The following is a 24606-nucleotide window of genomic DNA, read 5'->3' on the forward strand; positions in this document are numbered from 1 at the left end:
CGCGCCCGGTGACACGACGGCGATTCCGACTTAAGAACACTTCATGAACTCCGAGCTCATCATCGCCCTCCTGGGCTTCGCCGTCGCGCTGGTCGCCGTCATCTGGGCCGTGCTTGAGCGGGGCCGGGCGGACCGGGCGGAGGCGAGGGTCGGCGACCTCCAGGCCACGGCCGCCCGGGTCCAGGTCATCGAGGAGATGGCCGCCCGCAACGCCGAGCTTCTCCAGGCCGAGGCCGCCGGCGCCATTGCCGAGCAGCTCATCGCCCGGGCCAATGAGAGCTTCGAGCTGCGCGAGAAGATCGCCGAGGAGAAGATCGCCGGACAGCTCAAGCCCGTGACCGAGACCCTCGAGAAGTTCCAGAAGCAGGTCACTGACATGGAGACGGCCCGGGCCCAGGAGACCGGGGGCCTGCGTGAACAGATCGGCGCCCTCCTCCAGGCCTCGACCGCGGCCCGGGACGAGACCCAGAAGCTCACAGCCGCCCTTCGCCGGGGGGTGGGCGTCCAGGGTCGCTGGGGCGAGCAGACCCTTCGCAACGTCCTGGAGATGGCCGGCCTGCAGAACCGTTTCGACTTCCTCGAGCAGGTCACGGTGTCCTCCGGCGAGCGCCGCCAGCGGCCCGACGTGGTGGTGCGCATGCCCGGCGGCGGCGAACTGGTCATCGACGCCAAGGTCTCCATCGGCGCCTTCCTTGACGCCCAGGACGCTCCGGACGAGGCCCAGCGCGAGGCCGCCCTCGTCCGTCACGCCGACAGCGTCCGCACCCATGTGCGCACCCTCGCCTCCCGGGGCTACCAGGACGAACTGGGCGGCAGCGCCGACTTCGTGGCCATGTTCATTCCCGGCGACAGCTTTCTGGTCGCCGCCCTAGACCGCCAGCCCGACCTCCTGAACGAGGCCATGGCCCAGAAGGTCGTAGTGGTGACCCCCACCACCCTCTTCGCCCTGTGCAAGGCGGTCTCCTATGGCTGGCGGGTGGAGGACCAGGCCCGGGGCGCCGCCGAGATCGCCAAGGTCGCCCGCGAGCTCTACAAGCGCCTGTCCGACATGGGCGGCCATGTGGCCGGGGTCGGCAAGGCCCTGACCCAGGCCGTGGAGAAGTACAACCAGGTGGTCGGCTCCCTCGAGAGCCGGGTCCTGCCCCAGGCCCGCCGCTTCGAAGCCCTGGGGGTCGACCATGAAGGCAAGCCCATGCCTGAGCTGCCCCACGTCGAGACCGGGGTCCGCCCCCTCGCCCGCCTGGACCCCAAGGCGGATGACGGCGCGGCTTGACGCTGCCCGGACCCGTCCCTAACTGGCGAAGCCATGGCCCTCCTCGACATCCTCACCGTCCCCAACCCCGTCCTGAAGCAGGTCTCCAAGCCCGTAGAACGGGTGGACGATGACCTGCGCCGGCTCATGGACGACATGCTGGAGACCATGTACGCGGCCCCCGGCATCGGCCTCGCCGCCATCCAGGTGGGCGTGCCCAAACAGGTCATCGTCATGGACCTGGCCCGGCAGGACGAGCCGCCCCAGCCGCGCTACTTCGTCAATCCCGAGATCCTCTGGGCCTCGGAGGACACCGCCCCCTACGAGGAAGGCTGCCTGTCCGTGCCGGAGGTCTACGACGAGGTCGACCGCCCGGCCCGGGTCAAGCTGCGCTACCTCGACTATCACGGCAAGGAAGTCACCGAGGACGCCGAGGGCCTCTTCGCCGTCTGCATCCAGCACGAGATGGACCACCTGAAGGGGGTCCTCTTCATCGACCACCTGTCCCGGCTCAAGCGCGACCGGGCGGTGGCCCGTGTGCGCAAGCTGGCCCGCACGGGCTGATCCCGACCCTTCCGGTTCCCCCCCTTTCAGTTCCCTCGCCGGCGCGGGAGGGGTAAACCCACGCCCATGCGCATCGCCTTCCTCGGAACCCCCGACATCGCCGCCGCCTGCCTGAAGGCCGTCGCCGGGGCGGGGCATGAGGTCGCGGTCGTCTACGCCCAGCCCCCGGCGCCGCGCGGACGTGGCCAGGCCATGCGGCCCTCCCCGGTCCAGGCCCTGGCGGAGTCCCTGGGCCTGCCGGTCCGCACCCCCGCCTCCATGCGCGATCCGGCCGAAGTCGAGGCCTTCCGCGCCCTGGGCCTCGACGCCGCCGTGGTGGTCGCCTACGGCCAGATCCTGCCCCGCGAGGTGCTGGAAGCGCCGCGCCTGGGCGCCTTCAACCTGCACGCCTCCCTCCTGCCCCGCTGGCGCGGCGCCGCCCCCATCCAGCGCGCCATCCTGGCCGGCGACGCTGAGACCGGGGTCCAGGTCATGCGCATGACGGAGGGGCTCGACGAGGGGCCCATCCTCTCTACCGCCCGCCTGGCCATCGCGCCGGACGAGACCGCCGGGACCCTGCACGACCGGATGGCGGAGGCCGGCGCCGCCCTGCTGGCGGCCACCCTGGTCGACATCGCCGCCGGCCGCGCCGTCGAGACCCCCCAGGCTGACGAGGGCGCCACCTACGCGAAGAAGATCAGCGCCCGCACCGCCCGCCTGCGCTGGACCCGCCCGGCGGCTGAACTGGACTGCAAGATCCGCGGCCTCTCGCCCTTCCCTGGCGCCTGGTTCGAGGCGCCCGGCCCCCGCGGCCCGGTCCGGGTCAAGGCCCTCCTCAGCCGGGCCGAAGCCGGATCGGGCGAACCTGGAGAGGTGCTCGACGAGGCCCTGCTGGTGGCGACGGGCGAGGGCGCGGTGCGCCTGCTGCGCCTCCAGCGCGAAGGACGCGGCCCCCAGGACGCGGCCGACTTCCTGCGCGGCCTGCCCCTGCCCTCCGGGACCAGGCTGGCCTGATGCCCCGCTACCGCCTGACCCTCGAATACGATGGCGGCCCCTACAAGGGCTTCCAGGCCCAGGGCGACCTGCCCACGGTCCAGGGCGTGGTGGAGCGGGCGGTCATGGCCTTCACCGGCGAGGCCGTACGCCTGCAGGCCGCCGGCCGCACCGACACGGGCGTCCATGCGACAGGCCAGGTGGTGCATGTGGACCTTGCCCGGGACTGGCCGGCCCAGACCGTGCGCAACGCCCTCAACGCCCACCTGGTCGACGAAGCCGTGGTCGTCCTCGACGCCGAGGTCGCCCCGGAGGGCTGGCACGCTCGGTTCTCCGCCACCGAGCGGCGCTATCTCTACCGCATCCTCAACCGCCCCGCGCCGCCAGCCCTCGACCGGGGCCGGGTCTGGCACGTCAAGTCGCACCTGGACGCCGACGCCATGCACGCCGCCGCCCAGGTCCTGGTCGGCCACCACGACTTCACCACCTTCCGCGACCTGGCCTGCCAGGCGAAGTCGCCGGTCAAGACCCTGGACCTGGCCGAGGTCAGCCGCCGGGGCGAGGAGGTCTGGCTCAGCTTCGCCTCGCGATCCTTCCTGCACCGCCAGGTCCGGTCCATGACCGGCACACTGGCCGAGGTGGGCGTCGGGCGATGGACGTCGCAGGACGTGAAGGCCGCCCTGGAAGCGCGCGACCGCCGGGCCTGCGGCCCCGTGGCGCCGGCCTCGGGCCTCAGCCTGACGGGGGTCGCCTACGCCGAGGGCGGGGCGGCGAAGTAGCGCTGGATCAGGGTCTCGTAGACGGCCTGCAGGCGGCGGATCTCCTCCACCGGCGCCCGCTCGTCCACGGCGTGCATGGTGCGGCCCACCAGGCCCAGCTCCACCACCGGGCACAGGGCGCGGATGAAGCGGGCGTCGGAGGTCCCCCCCGTGGTCGAAAGGTCCGGTCGCTGGCCTGAGACCGCCTCGACGGCTCCGGCGACCAGCTCGGTGAAGGGCCCCTGCTCGGTCAGGAAGGCCTCGCCGCTGATCGCCGGGGTCAGGGTGATCGTCCCGGCAAAGCCCTCGGCGGCGCGGTCGGCCTCGGCCTGGATCCAGGCGGCCAGGTCCGCGCCCCGGTGGGCGGGATTGAAGCGGATGTTCAGCCGCGCCGTGGCGACGGCGGGAATGAGGTTGGTGGTGGGATTGCCCACGTCCACCGTGGTGACCTCCAGGTTCGACGGCTGGAAGTCGGCGTATCCCTCGTCCAGCACCCGCGCCTGAAGGTCGGCGAGCAGGCGGATCAGGACCGGCACGGGATTGGCCGCGCGGTGGGGATAGGCCACATGGCCCTGGATCCCCTCCACCCGGACGCCAACATTGATCGAGCCCCGGCGGCCGATCTTGACCATGTCGCCAAAGCTCTCGGCGCTGGTCGGCTCGCCGACGATGCAGTGGTCTATGACCTCGCCCTCGGCCATCAGGGTCTCGACCACCCGCTTGGTGCCGTCGAGCGCTGCGCCCTCCTCGTCCCCGGTGATCAGGAAGGACAGGGAGCCCTTCACCGCGCCCTCGGCCAGGGCCGCAGCGGCGGCGGCGGCGAAGGCGGCGATGGCGCTCTTCATGTCCACGGCGCCCCGGCCGATGAGCACCCCGTCGACGATGTCGGCGGCGAAGGCCTCGCGGCTCCAGGCCCCGGCGTCGCCCACCGGCACCACGTCGGTGTGGCCGGCGAAGCAGAGGTTGGGCCGGGCCTTCCCGATCCGGGCGTAGAGGTTCTCGATCTCGCCAAACCGCATCCGGCGGCAGGTGAAGCCCAGGCCCGCCAGGACCTGCTCGACCACGTCCATGGCCCCGGCGTCGGCGGGCGTCACGGAGGGTCGGCGGATCAGCTCGCGGGTCAGCTCGACGGCGTCGATCCCGGCCATGGGCCTAGTCCCTCAGGAGTTCGTTGATCGAGGTCTTGGCCCGGGTGCGGGCGTCCACCGTCTTCATGATGACCGCACAGTAGGTGCCGGGCAGACCCTCGTGCGGGCTCGGGCGGCTCCCGGACATGACCACCGAATAGGGCGGCACCTCGCCGGTGAAGACCTCGCCGGTGCGCCGGTCGATGATCGGGGTGGTGGAGGTCAGGTAGACGCCCATGGACAGGACGCTGCCCTCGCGCACAATCACGCCCTCGGCCACCTCGGAACGGGCGCCGATGAAGCAGTTGTCCTCGATGATGGTCGGGTTGGCCTGCAGGGGCTCCAGGACCCCGCCGATCCCCGCGCCGCCGGACAGGTGCACGTTCTTGCCGATCTGGGCGCAGGATCCGACCGTGGCCCAGGTGTCGACCATGGTCCCCTCGTCCACGAAGGCGCCGATGTTCACGAAGGAGGGCATCAGCACCACGTTGCGGGCGATGAAGGCGCCCTTGCGCACCACGCAGCCCGGCACGGCGCGGAAGCCGGCGGCCTCGAAGCGGGCGGCCTCCCAGCCCTCGAACTTGGTGTCCACCTTGTCCCAGTAGGGGCCAGGCCCAGGGGCGTGATGGACCCGGTTGGGGTTGAGGCGGAAGGACAGGAGGATGGCCTGCTTGACCCACTGGTGGGTCGTCCAGGCGCCGTCCTCGCCCCGGGTCGCCACCCGCAGGTCGCCGCTGTCGAGCAGGCGCAGGGTCTCGTCCACGGCGGTGCGCACGGGGCCGGTGGTGGCGGTGGAGACGCCGTCGCGGGCCTCCCAGGCGGCTTCGATCTCGGTGCGGAGGTCGGCGTAGGTCAGGCTCATCAGGCGGTCTCCCGGAGGCGGGCGTGATTGAGGAAGGGGGTCAGGTGCGCCGTGCGGTGATGGACGAATGGCGCCTCGGAGGCGCTCGCCCGGGGCCCGACCAGCACGGTGGTCATGCCCAGGTCGTGGGCCGGCTTCAGGTTGCGCTCGGAGTCTTCGAAGAAGGCGGTGGCGGCGGGGTCCAGCCCGTGGCCCTCGATCATCCGCAGGAAGCCCAGGGGGTCGGGCTTGGGCGCAAAGCCAAAGGAGTGGATGTGGAAGACCTCGTCGAACAGGTGGGTCAGGCCCAGGTGGTTCAGCACCCGCTCGGCGTGGAAGTCGTCGGCGTTGGTGAAGATCAGCCGCCGCCCGGGCAGGCGGGCGAGGGCCACGAGCAGTTCCGGGTCATGGGCCAGTGCGTCCAGGCTCAGGTCATGGAACAGGGCGTGGAAGTCCGCCGGCTCCACCCCGTGGTGTCGCATCAGCCCGCCCAGGGTCAGGCCGTGCTCGGCCAGGTACTTCTTCTGCAGGGCGAAGGCGGCGTCCCGCTCCAGCCCCGTCACCTTCATCACGAAGGCGGTCATGCGGCTCTCGACCTGCCGCATGAAGCCGGACTCCTCCGGGTAGAGGGTGTTGTCCAGGTCGAACAGCCAGGTGTCGATGTGGCTGAGGTCCGGGCTCATCGGGTGATGAGGGTTCCCGACCCGTGCTCGGTGAACAGCTCGACCAGCATGGCGTGCGGCCGGCGGCCATCCAGGATGACCACGGCCTCGACCCCGGCCTCGACCGCGGCGATGGCCGTCTCCAGCTTGGGGATCATGCCGCCCGAGGCCACGCCCGAGGCGATGGCCCCCCGGGCCTCGTCCACCGACATCTGGCGGATCAGCTCGCCGTCCGCGCCCAGGACGCCGGCCACGTCGGTCAGCAGCAGCATCCGCTTGGCCGACAGGGCGCCGGCCAGGGCGCCGGCCACCGTGTCGGCGTTGATGTTGTAGGTCTGGCCGTCCTCGGAGACGCCGATGGGGGCGATGACCGGGATGTAGTCGTGATCGGCCGAGATCAGGCCCTGGATCAGCTGGGGGTCGATCCGGGTCGGCTCGCCCACGAAGCCCAGGTCCACCACCTGCTCGATCTGGCTGTCCGGGTCCTTGCGGGTCCGGGTCGCCTTTTCCACCGTGATGAGGCGGGCGTCCTTGCCCGACAGGCCCACCCCGCGCACGTCCGCCTCGGCGCCGGCCAGGGTGATCCAGTTGGCGATCTCCTTGTTGATGGCGCCGGACAGGACCATCTCGGCCACCTCCATGGTGGCCTCGTCGGTGACGCGCAGGCCGTCCACGAAGGTCGACTTCACGCCGGCCTTGTCCAGCATGCGCGAGATCTGCGGCCCGCCGCCGTGGACGACCACGGGATGCAGGCCGAGAAGCTTCAGGAGGACCGAGTCCGCCGCGAACAGGCGCGCCGACTCCTCCTGGCCCATGGCGTGGCCGCCGTACTTGATGACCACGGTCTCGCGGTCGTACTGCTGGATGAAGGGCAGGGCCTCGGCCAGGGTGCGGGCGGTCGCCCAGCCCTGCTCCTCGGCGCCTTCGCGGGTGGCTGACGTATCGCTCAAGTCCCGGACCTCCTGCACGCGTCGCGCGCTCCGATACCGGACACAGGCCCCCGTGTCACCCGCCGGGCGCCCTCGGGGGCGCCATTGGGGGTGCGGGGCATGCTAGGAGGAGTTCCCGCCCTTCACGCCGGAGTCCGCCATGCGCCGCCTCGCCTCCCTCGCCGCCGCCCTCACCCTCGCAGCGCCTGTCGCGCAGGCGGCCACCGTCGCCGTCACCGCGGACCGGATGATCGACGTGGCCACTGGCGCCCGCATAGAGCGGCCCCAGGTCATCATCACCGACGGCCGGATCATCCAGGTCGGCCGCCAGGGCGATGCGATCCCGGCGGGCGCCGAGCGGATCGACCTGCCGGGCGTGACCCTCACGCCGGGCCTGATCGACATGCACGTGCACATCACCTCATCACCCCTCTACGGCGGCTACAACAGCCTGCTGTTCACCGACTCCTTCTGGACGGCCATCGGCGTCGCCCACGCGAAATCCACCCTGCAGGCGGGGTTCACCACCATCCGAAATGTGGGCTCGGAGGGGTATGGCGACGTCGGCCTCAAGCAGGCCATCGACGCCGGCTTCGTGCCCGGCCCGCGCATTGTCCCGGCGGCCTACGCCCTGGGCGCCACGGGCGGGCACTGCGACTCCACCTTCTTCCCGCCGTCCATGAACGAGCAGAGCCCGGCGGTGATCGACAGCCCGGACGAGGCCCGCCGCATGGTGCGCAAGATGCGCAAGTACGGCGCCGAGGTGATCAAGATCTGCGCCACCGGCGGGGTCTTTTCCCGGGGGTCCTCCCCGGGCGCCCAGCAGATGACCCTCGCCGAGATGCAGGCCGTGGTGGATGAAGCCCACGCGGCGGGCATGAAGGTGGCCGCCCACGCCCACGGCGCCTCGGGCATCCGCCAGGCCATCGAGGCCGGCGTCGACACCATCGAGCATGTCAGCCTGGTCGATGACGAGGGCATCCGCCTGGCGGTCCGCAAGGGCGCCTGGTTCGCCATGGACATCTACAACACCGACTACACCCAGGCCGAGGGCGCGAAGAACGGCGTGCTCGAGGAGAACCTCCAGAAGGACCGGGACATCGGCCTGATCCAGCGCCAGAATTTCCAGAAGGCGCTGAGGGCCGGCGTGAAGATGGTCTACGCCACCGATGCGGGGGTCTATCCGCACGGCGACAATGCGAAACAGTTCGCGGTCATGGTCCAGTGGGGCGCCACGCCCCTCCAGGCCCTCCAGTCCGCCACCCTCAACGCCGCCGAGGCCCTGGGCCAGTCGGGTCAGGTGGGGCAGGTCAAGGCCGGGGCCTGGGGCGACCTGGTGGGGGTCAAGGGCGACCCCCTCTCGGACGTGAAGGTGCTGGAGGCGCCGGTCTTCGTGATGAAGGCCGGCGAGACGGTCCGCCGGCCCTAGCTCTGACCGATTGCAGGAGGCGTCCGCAAGAAGGCCGTTGACCCCCTCACCCGGCTTCGCCGGGAGCTCCCCCTTGGGGGAGCAATTCCCTCTTCATTCCCCCCCTAGGGGGAGGTGGCGCCCAGCGCGGCGGAGGGGAGCTGCCGCGACGGGTTTGACCCCCTCACCCGGCTTCGCCGGGAGTTCCCCTTGGGGGAGCAATTCCCTCTTCATTCCTCCCCCAAGGGGGAGGTGGACCGCGAAGCGGGCCGGAGGGGGTCAGCAGGGTCGCCGTCCGGGGCCCCGCAGCCAGGTCAGAGCGAGCGGGCGACGACTTCCTTCATGATCTCCGACGTGCCGCCGTAGATGCGCTGCACCCGGGCGTCGCGCCACAGGCGGGCGATCGGGTACTCGTTCATGTAGCCGGCGCCGCCATGCAGCTGCAGGGCCGCGTCGCAGACCTCCCACTGCAGCTCGGTGTGGAAGAGCTTGGCGGCCGAGGCCTCGGCGGCGGTCAGCTCACCCTTGAGGTGGCGGGCCGTGCACCAGTCCAGGTGCGCCCAGCCGGCCTGCAGCTTGGCCTTCAGGTTGGCCAGGGTGAAGCGGGTGTTCTGGAAGTCGAAGACGGTCTGGCGGAAGGCCTTGCGGTCCTTGGTGAACTTGACCGCCTCGTCAAAGGCCCTCTGGGCGCCGGCCTGGCCAGAGATGGCGATCTGCAGGCGCTCCTGGGGCAGTTGGGTCATCAGGTAGACGAAACCCTGGTTCTCCTGGCCCAGCAGGTTGCCGACGGGGACCCGGACGTCCTCGAAGAAGAGCTCGGAGGTGTCGGCGGAGTTCTGGCCGATCTTGTCCAGGTTCCGGCCGCGCCGGAAACCCTCGCGGGTCGCCTCCACCAGGATCAGGGAGATGCCCTTGGCGCCCTTGTCCGGGTCCGTCTTGGCCACGACGACCACGATGTCGGCGCTCTGGCCGTTGGTGATGTAGGTCTTCGACCCCGAGATCACATAGTGGTCCCCGTCCCGCCGGGCGGTGGTGCGCACCCCCTGCAGGTCGGACCCGGCGCCCGGCTCGGTCATGGCGATGGCGACGATGGCCTCGCCCGAGACCATCTTCGGAAGCCAGGCCTGTTTCAGTTCCTCGCTCGCATAGTGGATGAGGTAGGGGGCCACGATGTCTGACTGCAGGGTGATGCCCGCCGTCGACCCGGCATAGGTCAGCTCCTCGCCGATCACGGCGTTGTAGCGGTAGTCCAGGTCCAGGCCGCCATAGGCCTGTGGGACCTGGGGGCAGAGCAGGCCGGCGTCGCCACAGGCGCGCCAGAAGGCCCGGTCCACCACGCCCTCTTCCTCCCAACGGTCCAGGTGGGGCGTCAGGTGCTGGGCGAAGACCTTGCGGACCTGCTCCCGGAAGATCGCCAGGTCCTCGTCGAAGATGGGGCGTCCTGAGGTGTCGATCATTGGGGGGCTCCCGTCATCCGGCATGAAGGCAAGGTCTATGCCGCCTCACGCCGCGTCAGGCGAGTCCCCGATGGCGCAGGCCTCGGCGATGGCGGCCCTCAGTTCGGGCAGGCCGGTTCCCTTTTCCGATGAGGTGGCGATCACCCCCGGGAAGGCGGCGGGCCGCTTGGCGATCCGGGCCTCGGTGCGGGCGCGCACGGCCTCGACCTCGGCGGGCTTCAGCTTGTCGGCCTTGGTCAGGATCACCTGGTAGGAGACCGCCGCCCGGTCAAAGGCCGCCATGGGCTCCTCGTCCACGTCCTTCAGGCCATGGCGGGCGTCGATCAGCAGGTAGGCCCGGCGCAGGTTGGGCCGGCCGCGCAGGTAGTCCCGGCCCAGGGCCTGGAACTTCTTCACCTCGCCCTTGCCGGCCCGGGCCCAGCCATAGCCGGGCAGGTCCACAAGGCGCAGCCGCTCATCGACCACGAAGAAGTTCACCTCCCGGGTCCGGCCAGGTTCGTTGGACGCCCGCGCCAGGTGTTTCTGGCCCACCAGGGCGTTGATGAGCGACGACTTGCCCACGTTGGAGCGGCCGGCGAAGGCCACCTCGGGCAGGTCGGCCGCCGGCAGGCCGTCCACCGACACCGCGCCCATCATGAAGACCGCCGGCCGGGCGAACAGGATCCGGGCGGCCTCGATCTCTTCGGCCGAGGGGACCGAAGCCTCCGGGTCCGGGGCGCCGTCGGGGCTCACCCGGCGGCCTTCCGCGCCTTTATCCGGGCCAGGAAGTCGTCGATCGGGTTCTCCACCTTGTACTTCCGCATGATGACGTACTGCTGGAGGATCGTGAGGACGTTGCTCCAGGTGTAGTAGATCATCAGGCCCACCGCGAGCGGGGCCAGGACGAAGGTGAAGATCACCGGCATCAGTTCCATGATCCGCTGCTGGATCGGATCCGGCGCCGGCGGGCTCATCTTCATGGACAGCCACTGGGTGACCCCGTAGGCCAGGGGCCAGACGCCGATGTGCAGGGGGCCGGCCAGAAGGCCGCCGATGAAGGGCGTGGTCGCAGGATCCCAGGGGATCAGGCCGAACAGGTTCAGGAGCGTGGTCGGATCCCGCGCCGAGAGGTCCTGAATCCACCCGTAGAAGGGGGCGTGGCGCATCTCGATGGCGACCGAGAGGACCTTGAAGAGGGCCAGGAAGATCGGGATGGTCGCCAGCATGGGCAGGCAGCCCATGAGCGGATTGATCTTCTCGGACTGGTAGAGCCGCATCAGCTCCTGCTGCTGCTTCTGCGGATCGTCCTTGAGCCGCGCGCGGAGCTCCTCCACCTGCGGCTGGACCTTCTTCATCTTGGTCAGGGACTCGTAGGACAGGTTCGCCGGATAGAACATCAGCAGGCGGACCACGACGGTCAGGGCCAGGATGGCCAGGCCGAAGTTCCCCATCAGCCCGTTGAAGGTCTCCAGCAGCCAGAAGATCGGCTTGGTGAAGAAGTAGAGGCGGCCCCAGTCTACCGCGTCCTGGAAACGGGGAATGCCAAGGGACGTCTCGTACTCTCGCAGGACCGGGACCGTCTTGGCGCCCGCAAAGAGGCGGCTCACATGGGTGTAGGTCGCGCCCGGCTGCACCACACGAGGCTGGGCGGAGAAATTCGCCTCGTAGATGTCCAGGCCCGACAGGGTGGTGGCGCGGTAGAGGGCGTTCACCTTTTCCTTCTGCTCGGGGATGACCGCCGCCAGCCAGTACTTGTCCGTCACGCCCAGCCAGCCGCCGGTGGCGGAGAAGGCCTTCTCGCCGTCCTTCTTGAGCTGCTTGTACTTCAGCATCTCGAGCACGCCGTCCATGACGCCGACAGCGCCTTCGTGGGCGTTCGCCGCCGGGACGGCGGGCGCGCCGCGGCGCTGGACCACGGCGTAGGGGGCGATGGTCACCGGGTTGGGCAGGCTGTTGGCCACCGTGTCGGTGACCGTGAACATGAACTTGTCGTCCACCTCGATCCGCCGGGTAAAGGCCAGGCCCTGGCCGGCGTCGTAGCGAAGGACCACGGGGCGGCCCGGCGAAAGCCTGTCGCCCTGGACCAGGGTCCACTGGGCGCCCGCCGTCGGCAGCCCTGGCAGGTTGGCGCCCGACCAGCCAAACTCGGCGAACCAGGCGTCCCTCACGCCCTCAGGCCGCAGGAGCTCGACGGGCGGGGACTTGGGGTTCACCTCGGTCCGGTAGCCCTTGAGGAACAGGTCGTCGATGCGGCCGCCGCGAAGGGAGACCGACCCCTGCAGGGACGGAGTGTCCACCTGGACCCGGGGGGCGCCGGCGATGGCGGCTTCCCGTGAGACGAAGACCGGGCCTGTGGCCGGGGCGACGGGCGCGCCCGTCCCAGGGGCCTGGGCCGCCTGGGCCGTCTCGCGGGCCTTCAGCTCGGCCTCGCGCTGCTTGTTCTGCGGCCCCAGCACCAGGGCCTGGTAGCCGAACAGCAGGACGAGCGAGGCGATGACGAAGAGGATCGTGTTGCGGTTCGAGTTGTCGGGCATGCTGTCGCGCGCTCAGTCTGTTGAAGAGGGGGCGCGGTCAGGCGCGCGGGCAGGGCGGTCGCCCTCGGTCGCGAGGCTTATCAGCGCGGTTTTCACATCGTCAAGCAAACGGGGCCAGGGACGGGTCGGAGTCCCGCCCCGGGCGATCAGCACATAGTCGCATCCGGGCCTTCCCAGGTCCGGGACCAGCAGCCGCGCGGCCTCGCGCAGGCGGCGTTTGGCGCGGTTCCGGACGACGGCGCCGCCGATGCGGCGGGTGGCCGTGAAGCCCACGCGGATCCGGGCGTCTCCATCGGCCCGGTCGCGCACCTGGAGCAGGACCGCGCCGCGGGCGCACGCGCGACCCTTGGCGGCGGCCAGGAAGCCTGGACGGGTCTTCAGCCGCTCAAGGCGGGGGCCCGCATCGGGCGGGACCTGGTGGGGGGCGGGTTCCTCCATCCGGAGGGCCCTGCGGATCGCGGAAAGCGGCCCGTCAGGCGGTCAGGCGCTTGCGGCCCTTGGACCGGCGGCGCGCGATGACCTTGCGGCCATTCTTGGTGGCCATGCGGGCGCGCCAGCCGTGACGGCGCGCACGCACGAGACGGGAGGGCTGAAAAGTGCGCTTCACGGGACCAGCTCCGGGAAAAAATCAAGGCGCGGGGAATAGGGGATGCCCGGCCCCCTGTCAATGCCGGGCAGAGGGAAGCCGGGCCGAAAGGGGCTTCAGAGGTCGGGGCGGATGATGGTCTTTCCGACCACGGTCCGCTCGGCCAGGGTGTCGAAGGCCTCGCGCCAGCCGTCGAGGGGGAACTCGCGGTCGACCCGGGGATGCACCGCCCCTTCCTCCGCCAGCCGCCAGATCGCCGCATTGTTCTCGCGCCCCCGCTCGGGGAACTGGCGGCCATACTCGCCCGCCCGCACGCCCATGACCGAGAAGCCCTTGATGAGGGCGTAGTTGACCGGCAGCACCGGCAGGCGGCCCGAGGTGAAGCCGATGGACAGGATGCGGCCGTCAAAGGCGATGCAGCGCACGCTCTCATCGAAGACGTCGCCGCCGACGGGATCAAAGATGACATCGGCGCCGCGGCCCCCGGTGATCTCCTTCACCCGGTCCTTGAAGCCCTTCGACACGTTCACCACCGCGTCGGGGGCGTATTCCTTCTCGATGACCGCCAGCTTGGCGTCCGAGGCCGAGGCGGCGATGACCCGGCAGCCCAGGTGGCGGGCCAGGTCCACCGCCGCAAGGCCGGTGCCGCCCGCCGCCCCGTGGACCAGGACCCATTCGCCGGGCTGGACCTGGGCCCGCCGCACCAGGGCCACCCAGGCGGTCAGGTAGCAGACGGGATAGCCCGCGGCCTGGCCATAGGTCATGCCGGCGGGCTTGCGGTGCAGGCCCGCGGCCGGGACCACGGCCAGTTCGGCGAAGGCGCCCCTGGCCCCGCCGGCGACGGCGTCTCCAGGCCGGAAGTCCGTGACCCCCTCGCCCACCGCCTCGACATCCCCCGCCAGCTCCATGCCGGGCACAAAGGGCACGGGCGGCTTGTGCTGGTGCTCGCCCCGGGTCTGCATCAGGTCGGGGAAGTTCACCGCCCCGGCCCGGACGCGGACCAGGACCTCGCCCGGCCCGGGTTTGGGGTCCGGCAGGTCCCTGACCCGGCAGCCGGCGTATTCCGCAGCCAGTTCCTCGACGACGAGCGCGCGCATGGGGTCAGTCCTTCTGCAGGGTTTGGGACAGCCGGGCGGCCGCCAGGGCGGCGATCTCGGCGCAGGCCCGACGGGCCTCGGGGATCACGCCGGCAAACGCGGTGAAGCCGTGCACCAGGCTGTCGTACCGGCGGTAGTCCACCGGCACGCCGGCGGCGACAAGTCGGCGGGCGTAGGCCTCGCCCTGGTCGACCAGGGGATCAAAGCCGGCGGTGGCGATGATGGCGGGCGCCAGGCCCGAGAGGTCGGCGGTCCGTCCCGGCGACAGGCGCGGGTCGGCGGGGTCCTCGCCCGGCGGCAGGTAGTGCCCGACGAACCATTCCATGGTCGCCCGGTCCAGGGGGAAGGCGTCGGCGAAGGTGGTCATCGAGGGGGTCTCGCTGGCCAGGTCCACGCAGGGGTAGATGAGCAGCTGGAGCTCCGGCCCCGGCTCGCCGGTCCGGTGCATCTCCTGGGCGACCGCCGCGGCGAAAAGGCCGCCCATAGAGTCGCCGCCGATCGCCGCCCGGCCGGGCGCAGCCCCCAGGCCGACCCCGGTGTCGCGGGCCCAGCGGAAGGCCGCCAGGACATCCTCGTACCCCGCCGGGGAGCGGTGCTCGGGAGCCAGCCGGTAGTCCACCGACAGGACAGGACCGCCCAGGGCCTCGGCCAGCCGGCCGCAGAAGCCGTCGACCGTGTCCAGGTCGCCGATGACCCCGCCGCCCATGTGGGCGAAGACCAGGACCGGGACCTCCGGCGATCCCCGGGCGGGGCGGTAGAGGCGGGCCGGACGGTCGCCGGCGCCGCCGGGGACGGTCAGGGCCTCGACCCTCACTCCGGCCGGCGGCGCCTCGGCGGTGGCGCGGAAGGCGGCGGCGCTGGCGCGGCGGGCCTCCTCGGGGGTCATGGCGCTCATGGGCCGGCCGCGGCGGGCGCCGGCGGCCAGGAACTGCAGGCGGGGATCAAGGGTGCGCCCCTCCCGATAGGTCGCCGCTCCCCCTGACAGGAGGCGCAGCACCGGCGCAGGCAGGGACAGGATCCAGGACAGGACCGCCTGGGCCTGGCCGGACCGGCTCACCGCGAGGCCTCCGACAGGCCCGCTGTGCCGCGCAGGATCAGGGTCGCGGCGAAGTCCGTGGCGGCGGCGGTGTCGACCGGCCGGCGCGCCAGCATTTTCCAGCCGATCTCCCGCGCCAGGCCGATGCAGGCGGCGGCCAGGTAGTCGGCGTCCACCCCCCGCGCCCCGCCCCGCTCGGCCTCGTCGATGATGGAGCGGCGGACCTCCTCGAAGACGGCGGCCATCTCGGGGGTTTCGCCCATCAGGGCCTCGCCCGATTCCGCCGCCGTGCGCCGGGCCAGCCAGCTGTCGTGCTCGCTGGCGAGGAAGTCGTAATAGGCGCCCAGGGCGCCGCGGACGAACTCCGCCCAGGTCCGGGCGCGCTCGCGCTGGGCCTTCAGGATCGGCGAGAACCGGCGGGCGCCATCCCGCGACAGGGCCGACGCCACCTCGTCCTTAGAGCGGAAGTAGTTGTAGAAGGTGCCCGAGGCCAGGCCGGTGCGGCGGATGATGTCGCGCACGGTGACGGTCTCGAACCCGGCCTCGCCGAACACCTCGCGCGCGGCGTCGAGGATCGCCTGGCGGTTCTGCGCCTTGGTGATCTCGCGCTTTCCGGCCGGGGCCAGGGCGGTGTCGGGCATGGTCTCGCTCAAAAGATGACGCGCGTCACCATAGGGCATCGCGCGTCGCCGTCGAGCCCCCGCTACTTCCTCTGGGCCGAGGTGCCGGCGCGGACGGCGCGGAATTCCGAGCCTTCCTTCCAGTCCGGCCAGCGGCGGGAGTTGGCCAGCTCGCGGCCGAGGTCATAGAGCAGATGCCCGTCCTGCACCGTCCCGGCCAGGTTCCAGTCCGGCGACCATTCGTCGGCGGGCTGGTGGTAGCGATAGGTCGTGTAGTCCCTCGCCAGGGCCTCGCCCCGCGCCCGGCCGCCCTCGACCAGGTCCTGTCCGGAGCCGAAGGAGATGGCGGGCACGCCGCGCTTGGCGAAGGGGAAGTGGTCCGAGCGGAAGAAGCTGCCCGCGCCCGGACGGGGATCGGGCGAATAGGCCCGGCCGCGCTTGGCGCCCAGGGCCACCAGGTCGTCCTGCAGGGTCAGGGGCGCATCGCCCGAGGTGGTGAAGTCCCGCGCCGGCCCCGCCGTGGAGCCACCGTCCATGTTGATGACCCCCGCCGTGGTCGCGAGGGGATAGAGGGGATTGGAGGCGTAGTATTCCGAACCGAGGAGGCCCTTTTCCTCTGCGGTCACCGCCAGGAAGACCACTGAACGGTCCGTCGCCGGGGCCTTGGCGTACTCGCGGCCGATCTCCAGCAAGGAGGCCGTGCCCAGCGAATTGTCCAGGGCGCCGTTGTAGATCCGGTCGCCCCTGGCGTCCGGCAGGCCGACGCCCAGGTGGTCCCAGTGGGCCGTGTAGATCACCGTCTCGTCGGGGTGCTTCCGGCCCGGCTTGCGCGCCGCCACGTTCTTCGAGACGATCTTCTGGGCCTTGACTGCGTGGTCCGTGGAGAAGGTCACGCCGGTCAGCTCCACCGGACGGAAGTCGCGGGTCTGGGCCTTGGCCTTCAGGGCCTCGAAATCCAGGCCGGCGGCCTTGAACAGGTCCACCGTCACGCCGCGCTGGACCCATCCCTCCAGGGGCGCATGGGCCTCGGCGGGATTGGCGCGGATGATGTCGAAGATGGTGTTGGTGTTCGAATTCTTCACCGTCGCCCAGCCGTAGGAGGCCGGGTCGGTCTCGTGGATCACCAGGAAGCCCACCGCGCCCCGCCGTGCGGCCTCCTCGAACTTGTAGGTCCAGCGGCCGTAATAGGTCATGGCCTTGCCGCCGAACTCGCCCTTGCCGGTCTCGAAGTCCGGGTCGTTGATCAGCACCAGGCCGATCTTTCCCTTCATGTCGACGCCCTTGAAGTCATCCCAGTTCCGCTCGGGGGCGGTGACGCCATAGCCGATGAAGACCAGGGGAACGTCCTTCAGGGTCAGGCGGCTGATCCCGGTCTGGGCCGCGCGGATGGCGATCTCCTCGCCCTGGGTCCAGGCGCGGGTCTGGCCGCCGACGTTCACGCTTACCGCCACCGGGCCCTCGGTGTCGAAGCGGGCCAGGGGCACGTCCTGGGTCCAGGCGCGGGTCCCGTCCTTCTGCAGGTCGCCGCCGGGCGCCAGGCCGAAGCTTTTGAACTGCTCGACCAGGTAGGCCACGGTCTTGCGCTCGCCCTCGGTGTCGGGGCCGCGCCCCTCGAAGGCGTCGGAAGACAGGATCTTCACATGCTCGGTCAGGCGGGCCGGATCCAGGTCGGCGGCCAGGACGGGCGAGGCGAGCAGGACGGCCGCCAGGCTGGCCAGGAGCGTGCGCTTGAAGGACATTCGGTTTCCCTTGGAAGGAAGTTTCAAGGCGTGATTACCCGCAGCCGCCGGCTTTCGCCAGAAGCGCCGGGTCAGAATTCGCCCTGCAGGATGCGGGCGAAGAGGGCGGGGTCCACATTCCCCCCGGACAGGACCAGGCCCACGCAGGCGCCGGCCCCCGCTTCGGGGACCTTGCCGGCCAGCAGGGCGGCGAGCCCTACCGCTCCGCCCGGCTCCACCACCAGCTTGAGGATGGAGAAGGCCAGCCGCACGGCCTGGGCCACCTCGGCGTCGCTGACCGTCGCGATCCCCGACAGCCTCGCCTGCAGGATGGGAAAGGTCAGCTCGCCCGTCGACGGGGTCTCCAGGGAGTCGCAGAGGGTCCGCACGGTGGGCGCCGCGCTTTCGCGCCGGCCGCTGGCCAGGGACCGGCGGGCGTCGTCGTAGAGCTCGGGCTCCACCCCCACGATCCGGGTCTGCGGCGACAGGGTCTGGACCGCCAGGGCCACTCCCGCCATCAGGCCGCCGCCCCCCACCGGGCCGACGACCAGGTCCAGCTCCGCCCCCAGGGCCTGCGCCTGCCGGGCCAGCTCCAGCCCCGCCGTGCCCTGCCCCGCAATGATGTCGCGGTCATCGTAGGCCGGCACGATGACCGCCCCCCTCTCTCCCGCCAGCCGTGCCGCGATCGCCTCGCGGCTCTCGGTCATCCGGTCGTAGAAGACCACCTCGGCGCCGTAGCCCCGCGTGGCCTCCACCTTCACCGCCGGGGCGTCGGCGGGCATGACGATCACCGCCGGCATGTCCAGCAGGCGCGCCGCCAGGGCCACGCCCTGGGCATGGTTGCCCGAGGAAAAGGCCACCACCCCGCGCGGCCGGTCCGCCGGCGCCACCTGCGACAGCCGGTTGAAGGCCCCGCGGAACTTGAAGGCGCCGACCCTCTGAAGGGTCTCGGGCTTGATCAGCACCCTCAGGCCCAGCCGGTCGTTCAGGGCCGGGCTCTCGATGAGGGGCGTGACGACCGCCTGTCCCGAAAGGCGCTCGGCCGCCGCCTCGATGTCGGCGAAGGCGACGGCGCTCACCGGGCGAACACCATGGCGTCGTCGGCGAAGGCCTTGAACTCCAGGGCGTTGCCCGAGGGGTCCAGGAAGAACAGGGTCGCCTGCTCCCCCGGCTGGCCCTGGAAGCGGATCTGCGGCGGGATGATGAAGTCGACGCCGGCCGCCTCCAGCCGCCCGGCCAGGTCGCGCCAGGCGGGCAGGTCCAGGATCACGCCGAAATGACGCACGGGCACGTTCTCGCCATCCACGGGATTGGTCGCCACGGTCTCCGGCGCCGGCGCCAGGTGGGCGACGATCTGGTGGCCGTGGAAGTCGAAGTCCACCCACTCCGGGCTCGACCGGCCCTCGGCGCAGCCCAGCAGGCCGCCATAGAAGGCGCGGGCCTCTTCGAGGTCGCGGACGGGAAAGGCGAGGTGGAAGCGCGGTCTGGACATGCCCCTGTCCTAGCGCCGGCCGGACGATGGCTCCAGACCGAAATCCCTTGACGACGGCGCCGCCCGACTGTCTATCCCCCTGGACCGGGAAGCCGGCGCCGCTGCGCTCTTCCTGGCCGCGACAATCTGCAAACTCCCCCCGCCGAGCGCCTGTCGAAGGGCGGGGAGGGATCCGCCCGGCAGGCGGACTTCGCGCATCTGACAGGATCACATCATGGGCAACGTCACCGTCATCGGCGGCCAGTGGGGCGACGAGGGCAAGGGCAAGGTCATCGACTGGCTGGCCGACCGGGCCGACGTCGTGGTCCGCTTCCAGGGCGGCAACAACGCCGGCCACACCATCGTGGTGGGCGACAGGACCTACAAGCTGTCCCTGCTGCCCTCGGGCGTCGTCCAGGGCAAGCTCAGCATCATCGGCAACGGCGTCGTGGTGGATCCCTGGTCCCTGATGGACGAGATCGGCCGCGCCCGGGCCCAGGGCCTCACCATCACCCCGGACGTCCTGGTCGTGGCCGACAACGCCACGGTCATCCTGCCCCTGCACCGCGACCTCGACCAGGCCCGCGAGGCCCGGGCCGGCGCGGGCAGGATCGGCACCACCGGCCGGGGCATCGGCCCGGCCTACGAGGACAAGGTCGGGCGCCGGGCCATCCGCTTCGCCGACCTCGCCGACCGCGAGGCCCTGGAGACCAAGATCGAGCGCCTGCTGGCCCACCACGGCGCCCTGCGCGCGGGCCTCGGCCTGACCCCCGTCACCCCCGCTGATATCCTTGCCCAGCTGGCCGAGATCACCCCCCAGGTCGCCCCCTTTGTGAAACCGGCCTGGCGCATCCTCGGCGACCAGATCCGCGCCGGCCGCAGGGTCCTGTTCGAGGGCGCCCAGGCCACCCTGCTGGACGTCGACCACGGCACCTATCCCTACGTGACCAGCTCCAACACCGTGGCGGGGCAGGTGGCGGCGGGCTCCGGCGTCGGGCCCCAGGCCGGGGGCTATGTCCTGGGCATCGTCAAGGCCTACACCACCCGGGTGGGCGAGGGCCCCTTCCCCACCGAACTGCATGACGAGATCGGCGCCCGGCTGGGCGACCGCGGGCACGAGTTCGGCACGGTCACCGGCCGGCCCCGCCGCTGCGGCTGGTTCGACGCGGCCCTGGTCCGCCAGTCCATCCGCGTCGGCGGGGTCCAGGGCATCGTCCTGACCAAGCTGGACGTGCTGGACGGGATCGAGACCCTGAAGATCTGCACCGGCTACACCCTCGACGGCCGGTCCTTCGACTACCTACCCGCCGGCCTGCGCGACCAGGCCCGCCTGGTCCCGGTCTACGAGGAGATCGAGGGCTGGACCGACAGCACCGAGGGCGCCCGCTCCTGGAAGGACCTGCCCGGCGCGGCGGTGAAGTACGTGCGCCGGATCGAGGAGCTGGTCGGCGCCCCCGTGGCCCTCTTGTCCACCAGTCCCCAGCGGGACGACATCATCATGATGCGGGACCCGTTCCTGGACTGAGGCGGGCGCTCTGGCCGGGGACAGAGCCCTCCGAAGCCGCCGGCCTGGGTGACGGTACGCGCAGATGCGTGGTGAAGAACCGGATCACGTCCCGGTCAAAGGTCTCGTGGAAGGCCGCCCTGTCAAAGCCGGGCGTCGGCGCGCAGATCGCCGGCGCAAAGAGCTTCAGCTGGGCCGAACAGGGCGGCATGAAGTCGTAATGGCCGGCGCCTTCGACCCGAAAGAACTCCGGCGGCTTCGGCAAGGCGGCTTTCACGGGCTCCACATAGCTCGGCGCCGGCAGGATCTGGTCCGCGCCGGCCTGCCACAATTGGACGGGCTGGGTCACCTCGGCCAGGCCTTTGCCGGCGAAGGTGAAGCCAAGGGCAGGCGCGGCGATCACAAGGGCCTTCAGGCGCGGATCCCGATGGATCACCAGGGCGTCCCGGGCGGCCGGACTTCCAGTCGAGGGAGTCTTGGCGACCAGACGGCAGTCGAAATAGTCGGGATGGGAGCGGCAGTGTTCGACCACCCGGGTCATGTCCGGCTCGCCGCCAGCTGCCGCCAGCATGGTGAACCCGCCGGCCGAATATCCGAAGGCGCCGATCTGCTTGGCGTCGATCCCGCCCCGGCCCTCCCACGCGGTCAGCATGTAATCGATCAGCACAGAGACCTGGCGCGTCCGCCCGCCCAGGTCGGACGCCCGGCTCTGGTCGCGCCAGTTGTCGCCCGTATGGGTCAGGGCGACGACGACAAAGCCTGCTCGGGCCAGGGCCTCGGCAGTGGCGAGGTGGCTACGGAAGTCCCCGCCTGTGCCGTGAGAGATGACGATCAAGGGGCGCGGAGCCGCCGCCGGTCCCACGGCGCGCCACACACCCGCTTCGATATCGGGCTGATCGCCGTCAGGGACCAGGAACCGGTTGAAGACGACAGAGTCTTGAACCGCCGCCCCGGTCTTCTGTGGGGCGGCCGGGGCCATATCCGGAATGGAGCAGGCCGCTGCCGCCAGGGTGGCGGCGGCAAGCGTCGCGAGGGACAGTGCGGAGAGAGGGCGTGTGCGTATGGACATGCTGGGGGCTTTCGAGAAGAAGAAGATGTTGGGTTTGGACCGTGCACCCTCCCTCTCCGCCAGCGGTGATGGGCAAATGGGCGAATGGGTTCGCCGGCCGGCGAACGGTCACGCCCCCCTGGGCGCTGAGGACAGGAGACTGAGATGGCGTGGGCCTGGGGAAGGGCGGCATTGCAGCGTCCGGCGGTGATCGGCTTGGTCGCCTCCACGGCCTGCGGCCTGGCGCTGGGTGTCCTGGGCCCTTTCGGCAGCTATCTCAGCGGCTCGCTCGGCGTGCGGATCGGCTACTGGCTGGTCTGTGTCTGGGCGGGATCCCTGACCTTCGCGATCGGCGTGCCGGCCCTGGCGCGGTGGGCCCAGACCCGAGGGCTGGCCACCTGGGTCTGGGCGCCCCCCGCCGTCGCCCTCCTGACCCTGCCGCCGGCCGCCCTCAGCCGGCTCCTCGCCCTGAAGCTTTGGCCGGTCGTCGGCCGGGTTTCGGTGGCGGAGTGGTTTGGCCAGTGTCTGGCGATCAGCGCGATCGCCATGGCGGTCATCCTCTGGGTCACCCGAGGGCGGGTCACATCGGCGCCCGCACCGGATTCGACTTCAGCCGACCTGCGGGACCGCCTGTCGCCCCGCCTCGGGCGCACTGTCCTCTGCCTGCAGGTGGAGGACCACTATGTAAGGGTGCACACATCACAGGGCTCGACCCTGATTCTGATGTCCCTCTCCCAGGCCATCGCCGGCCTTAGGGATATCGAAGGGGTGCAGACTCATCGTTCATGGTGGGTGGCGCGCGCCGCCATCACCGGTGTGGTCGAGGATGGCCGCAACCTGCGCCTCCAGCTGGTTGGTGGCCTGGAGGCGCCTGTCTCTCGCTCACGGGTGGGCCTCCTGCGGCAGGAAGGCTGGCTGGCCGGGGCCGCGGCGGACTGAGCCGGCGCGATCCTGCGGTAACCACGGACCCTATCGCTCGGCCCCGATCACCCAGGCCCGATCACCCAGGCCCGATCACCCAGGCCCGATCACCCCGTCGATCACCGCAGTGACGCGCTCGACGAAGGCCGTCCGCTCCGCGCCCTCCAGGGCGGCGCCGCGGATCAGGCGCTCGACCAGGAAGCCGATGTAGATGGCGGCCAGCACGCGGGCCCGTTCCTGACCGGCCTCGTCGCCGAGCCAGTCCCGGATGGGCGCCAGGAAGCGCTCCTGCACCGCCCGTCCCAGTAGGGGCGCGGTGGTGGGCGAGGTCGCCGCCTGCAGCAGGAACTGGAAGGTCCGGGTCCGGGGATCGGCGATGTCGGCGGCGCCGGCCATCATCTCGGCCACGTCCCGGGCGAAGCGGCGACGGTCCCAGTCGCGCAGGCGGTCGGGGGCGATGGTCGCCTTCAGGGCCTCGGTGAACAGCCCCTCCTTGCCGCCGAAATAGCGCGGGATCAGGGCCACGTCCGAGCCCGCCAGGGCGGCGATGTCGCGCAGGGAGGTCCGGTCGTAGCCCGTCACGGCGAAGGCGGTCTTGGCCGCCTCCAGTATGGCCGCGCGCGTGGCCCCGGCGTCACGCCGCCGCGGCGGCGCGGGGGCCGTAGCCTCCGCCAACTCGGTCATGGGGTCAGGTCCCGGCTCAGTTCCGGGTCGGGATGATGACCGGCAGGGTCTCGAAGCCGTGCACGAAGGCCGAGAAGTTGCGCACCGGCTCGCCGGAGACCCGGACTTCGGGGAAGCGCTTCAGGATCTCTTCCCAGATGATGGTCAGCTGCAGCTCGGCCACCCGGTTGCCCACGCAGCGGTGCACGCCGAAGCCGAACGACATGTGGTGCCGCGACTGGTCCCGGTCGATGATGTAGGCGTTGGGGTTGTCGATCTCGTCCTCATCCCGGTTGCCGGAGAGGTACCACATCACCACGCGCTCGCCGGCCTTGATGGTCTTGCCGCCCAGCTCGAAGTCGGTCTTCGCCACCCGGGCCATGTGGGCCAGGGGGGTCTGCCAGCGGATGGTCTCGGAGACCATGGAGGGGATCAGGGACGGGTTGGCGCGCAGCTTGTCGTACTGGGCCGGGAACTGGTTCAGGGCCAGGATGCTGCCGGAGATGGTGTTCCGGGTGGTATCGTTGCCGCCGACGATCAGCAGGATGACGTTGCCGCGATAGGTGTCGCGGTCCATGTCGCGGGTCGCCGGGTTGTGCACCAGCATGGAGATCAGGTCGGCCGAGGGCTCGGCGTTGATCTTCTGGTTCCACAGTTCCTCGAAGGCGCCAAAGCATTCGCCCATGGCCTGGAACTTGTGCTCCCAGCTCTTCACAGGGCCGTGGCCCGGCGGGTTGGTGACCATGTCCGACCAGTAGGTCAGCTTGCGACGGTCCTCGAAGGAGAAGTCGAACAGGGTCGCCAGGGTCATGGCGGTCAGTTCCTTCGACACCAGGTCGACCCAGTCGAACTCCTTGCCGATGGGCAGGGAGTCGAGGATCAGGCCCGCCCGCTCGCGGACGATGGGGGCCATGCGCTGCAGGTTGGCCGGCGCCACGGTGGGGCTCACGGCCTTGCGCTGGGCCCCATGCTCGGGCTCGTCCATGGTGATGAAGCCAGCGCCGCCGCCGGTCCGGGGCCGGGCCAGCTCGCCCAGCACCTTCTGCTGTTCGGCCAGGGCCACCAGGTTGGGCAGGGTGATGCCCTGGGCCGAGGAGAAGATCTCGTGGTTGGTGTCCACCGCCATGATGTCCTTCCAGCGGGTCACGGACCAATAGGGCCCGAAGTCGCTTTCGGCGGTGAAGTGGACCGGGTCCTCGCGCCGCAGGCGGGCGAAGACCGGCAGGATGGTGTCCTTCTGGAACCGGTCGGCGCGGCCGGGGTTCAGGAGTTCAAGGGGGGTTTCGTTGGCCTCACGGATGGCCTCGTCGGAATCGATCCTGACGGCGATGTTCATGGCGCTCTCCCCTGGTGTCATTTCCTGCCCGCGGGGCCGCGTGGTTTCCGCAGCCTCCCGCAGCGGGACCCTGACTCCGGGCCCACCCCATGTCAATGCGCGTTGACTTGCAGGTCGCCGCCG

General features: G+C 70.9%; 25 protein-coding genes. 7 read left to right on the forward strand and 18 right to left on the reverse strand.

Annotated elements, in window-relative coordinates; genetic code table 11:
- Positions 1 to 43 precede the first annotated feature (43 nt).
- The 4 genes from HYN04_RS11505 to truA all read left to right on the forward strand — a co-directional run bounded on the left by HYN04_RS11505 (position 44) and on the right by truA (position 3567).
- Positions 44 to 1273: a DNA recombination protein RmuC gene (locus HYN04_RS11505; protein ID WP_110450885.1), complete on the forward strand. Its 1230-nt coding sequence runs from the start codon at positions 44 to 46 to the stop codon at positions 1271 to 1273.
- A gap of 33 nt (positions 1274 to 1306) precedes the next feature.
- Positions 1307 to 1816 carry a peptide deformylase gene (def, locus tag HYN04_RS11510; RefSeq protein ID WP_110450886.1) on the forward strand — a complete coding sequence of 170 codons (510 nt, stop codon included), beginning with the start codon at positions 1307 to 1309 and terminating at the stop codon, positions 1814 to 1816.
- A gap of 66 nt (positions 1817 to 1882) precedes the next feature.
- A complete protein-coding gene (fmt, locus tag HYN04_RS11515) occupies positions 1883 to 2809 on the forward strand; it encodes a methionyl-tRNA formyltransferase (RefSeq protein WP_110450887.1) in 927 nt (308 codons plus the stop codon).
- On the forward strand, positions 2809 to 3567 hold the full coding sequence (gene truA, locus HYN04_RS11520; protein WP_110450888.1) for a tRNA pseudouridine(38-40) synthase TruA: 759 nt from the start codon (positions 2809 to 2811) through the stop codon (positions 3565 to 3567). The genes fmt and truA overlap by 1 nt, the downstream gene beginning before the upstream one ends.
- On the opposite strand, the gene dapE is transcribed toward truA, so the two are convergent.
- The 4 genes from dapE to argB are packed head-to-tail and all read right to left on the reverse strand — an operon-like array spanning position 3540 to position 7126.
- Positions 3540 to 4694, reverse strand: coding sequence for a succinyl-diaminopimelate desuccinylase (gene dapE / locus HYN04_RS11525; RefSeq protein ID WP_110450889.1), 1155 nt, complete (start codon positions 4692 to 4694; stop codon positions 3540 to 3542). The two genes, truA and dapE, sit on opposite strands and share 28 nt — an antisense overlap.
- A gap of 4 nt (positions 4695 to 4698) precedes the next feature.
- Entirely contained in the window at positions 4699 to 5535 is an 837-nt protein-coding gene (gene dapD / locus HYN04_RS11530; RefSeq protein ID WP_110450890.1) for a 2,3,4,5-tetrahydropyridine-2,6-dicarboxylate N-succinyltransferase, read from the reverse strand.
- Positions 5535 to 6197 carry a pyrimidine 5'-nucleotidase gene (locus tag HYN04_RS11535; RefSeq protein WP_110450891.1) on the reverse strand — a complete coding sequence of 221 codons (663 nt, stop codon included), beginning with the start codon at positions 6195 to 6197 and terminating at the stop codon, positions 5535 to 5537. Before HYN04_RS11535 ends, dapD begins: the two co-directional genes overlap by 1 nt.
- A complete protein-coding gene (gene argB, locus HYN04_RS11540; RefSeq protein ID WP_110451414.1) occupies positions 6194 to 7126 on the reverse strand; it encodes an acetylglutamate kinase in 933 nt (310 codons plus the stop codon). Before argB ends, HYN04_RS11535 begins: the two co-directional genes overlap by 4 nt.
- Before the next feature lie 139 nt (positions 7127 to 7265).
- Here argB and HYN04_RS11545 point away from each other — a divergent pair, with 139 nt between their 5' ends.
- Positions 7266 to 8534 (forward strand): Xaa-Pro dipeptidase, encoded by a 1269-nt coding sequence (locus HYN04_RS11545; protein ID WP_110450892.1) that lies wholly within the window; start codon positions 7266 to 7268, stop codon positions 8532 to 8534.
- A gap of 293 nt (positions 8535 to 8827) precedes the next feature.
- Here HYN04_RS11545 and HYN04_RS11550 read toward each other — a convergent pair whose 3' ends face one another.
- From HYN04_RS11550 to HYN04_RS11600, 11 genes are all read right to left on the reverse strand, one after another.
- Entirely contained in the window at positions 8828 to 9970 is a 1143-nt protein-coding gene (locus tag HYN04_RS11550; protein WP_110450893.1) for an acyl-CoA dehydrogenase family protein, read from the reverse strand.
- Between the two features lie 45 nt (positions 9971 to 10015).
- Positions 10016 to 10702 (reverse strand): ribosome biogenesis GTP-binding protein YihA/YsxC, encoded by a 687-nt coding sequence (yihA, locus tag HYN04_RS11555; protein WP_110450894.1) that lies wholly within the window; start codon positions 10700 to 10702, stop codon positions 10016 to 10018.
- Complete coding sequence (gene yidC / locus HYN04_RS11560; protein ID WP_110450895.1) at positions 10699 to 12483, reverse strand: membrane protein insertase YidC; 1785 nt, start codon at positions 12481 to 12483, stop codon at positions 10699 to 10701. The genes yihA and yidC overlap by 4 nt, the downstream gene beginning before the upstream one ends.
- Before the next feature lie 12 nt (positions 12484 to 12495).
- Positions 12496 to 12921, reverse strand: coding sequence for a ribonuclease P protein component (locus HYN04_RS11565; RefSeq protein WP_110450896.1), 426 nt, complete (start codon positions 12919 to 12921; stop codon positions 12496 to 12498).
- Between the two features lie 34 nt (positions 12922 to 12955).
- Positions 12956 to 13090 (reverse strand): 50S ribosomal protein L34, encoded by a 135-nt coding sequence (rpmH, locus tag HYN04_RS11570; RefSeq protein WP_110450897.1) that lies wholly within the window; start codon positions 13088 to 13090, stop codon positions 12956 to 12958.
- A 95-nt stretch (positions 13091 to 13185) separates the two neighbouring features.
- Positions 13186 to 14166 carry an NADPH:quinone oxidoreductase family protein gene (locus tag HYN04_RS11575; RefSeq protein WP_110450898.1) on the reverse strand — a complete coding sequence of 327 codons (981 nt, stop codon included), beginning with the start codon at positions 14164 to 14166 and terminating at the stop codon, positions 13186 to 13188.
- 4 nt (positions 14167 to 14170) lie between these two features.
- Complete coding sequence (locus HYN04_RS11580; protein ID WP_110450899.1) at positions 14171 to 15223, reverse strand: alpha/beta hydrolase; 1053 nt, start codon at positions 15221 to 15223, stop codon at positions 14171 to 14173.
- Complete coding sequence (locus tag HYN04_RS11585) at positions 15220 to 15843, reverse strand: TetR/AcrR family transcriptional regulator (protein ID WP_199285963.1); 624 nt, start codon at positions 15841 to 15843, stop codon at positions 15220 to 15222. The genes HYN04_RS11580 and HYN04_RS11585 overlap by 4 nt, the downstream gene beginning before the upstream one ends.
- 62 nt (positions 15844 to 15905) lie before the next feature.
- On the reverse strand, positions 15906 to 17561 hold the full coding sequence (locus tag HYN04_RS11590; protein WP_110450901.1) for a M28 family metallopeptidase: 1656 nt from the start codon (positions 17559 to 17561) through the stop codon (positions 15906 to 15908).
- Between the two features lie 71 nt (positions 17562 to 17632).
- A complete protein-coding gene (locus HYN04_RS11595) occupies positions 17633 to 18619 on the reverse strand; it encodes a threonine ammonia-lyase (RefSeq protein WP_110450902.1) in 987 nt (328 codons plus the stop codon).
- Entirely contained in the window at positions 18616 to 19032 is a 417-nt protein-coding gene (locus HYN04_RS11600; RefSeq protein ID WP_110450903.1) for a VOC family protein, read from the reverse strand. The genes HYN04_RS11595 and HYN04_RS11600 overlap by 4 nt, the downstream gene beginning before the upstream one ends.
- Positions 19033 to 19246: 214 nt before the next feature.
- Between HYN04_RS11600 and HYN04_RS11605 the strand changes: the two genes are divergently transcribed.
- The gene (locus HYN04_RS11605; protein ID WP_110450904.1) at positions 19247 to 20536 is read left to right on the forward strand and encodes an adenylosuccinate synthase; all 1290 of its coding nucleotides are present in this window, start codon (positions 19247 to 19249) and stop codon (positions 20534 to 20536) included.
- Here HYN04_RS11605 and HYN04_RS11610 read toward each other — a convergent pair.
- Positions 20508 to 21584, reverse strand: coding sequence for an alpha/beta hydrolase family protein (locus HYN04_RS11610; protein WP_241962618.1), 1077 nt, complete (start codon positions 21582 to 21584; stop codon positions 20508 to 20510). The genes HYN04_RS11605 and HYN04_RS11610 overlap by 29 nt on opposite strands.
- 144 nt (positions 21585 to 21728) lie before the next feature.
- Between HYN04_RS11610 and HYN04_RS11615 the strand changes: the two genes are divergently transcribed.
- Complete coding sequence (locus HYN04_RS11615) at positions 21729 to 22502, forward strand: LytTR family DNA-binding domain-containing protein (RefSeq protein WP_110450905.1); 774 nt, start codon at positions 21729 to 21731, stop codon at positions 22500 to 22502.
- Positions 22503 to 22577: 75 nt separating this feature from the next.
- On the opposite strand, the gene HYN04_RS13790 is transcribed toward HYN04_RS11615, so the two are convergent.
- Together HYN04_RS13790 and HYN04_RS11625 are read right to left on the reverse strand one after the other, a co-directional pair.
- Positions 22578 to 23168 (reverse strand): TetR/AcrR family transcriptional regulator, encoded by a 591-nt coding sequence (locus HYN04_RS13790; protein ID WP_110450906.1) that lies wholly within the window; start codon positions 23166 to 23168, stop codon positions 22578 to 22580.
- Between the two features lie 16 nt (positions 23169 to 23184).
- Entirely contained in the window at positions 23185 to 24483 is a 1299-nt protein-coding gene (locus HYN04_RS11625) for a cytochrome P450 (protein ID WP_110450907.1), read from the reverse strand.
- Positions 24484 to 24606 lie beyond the last annotated feature (123 nt).

This window comes from Phenylobacterium parvum, assembly GCF_003150835.1.
In the GTDB taxonomy this organism is placed as follows: domain Bacteria; phylum Pseudomonadota; class Alphaproteobacteria; order Caulobacterales; family Caulobacteraceae; genus Phenylobacterium; species Phenylobacterium parvum.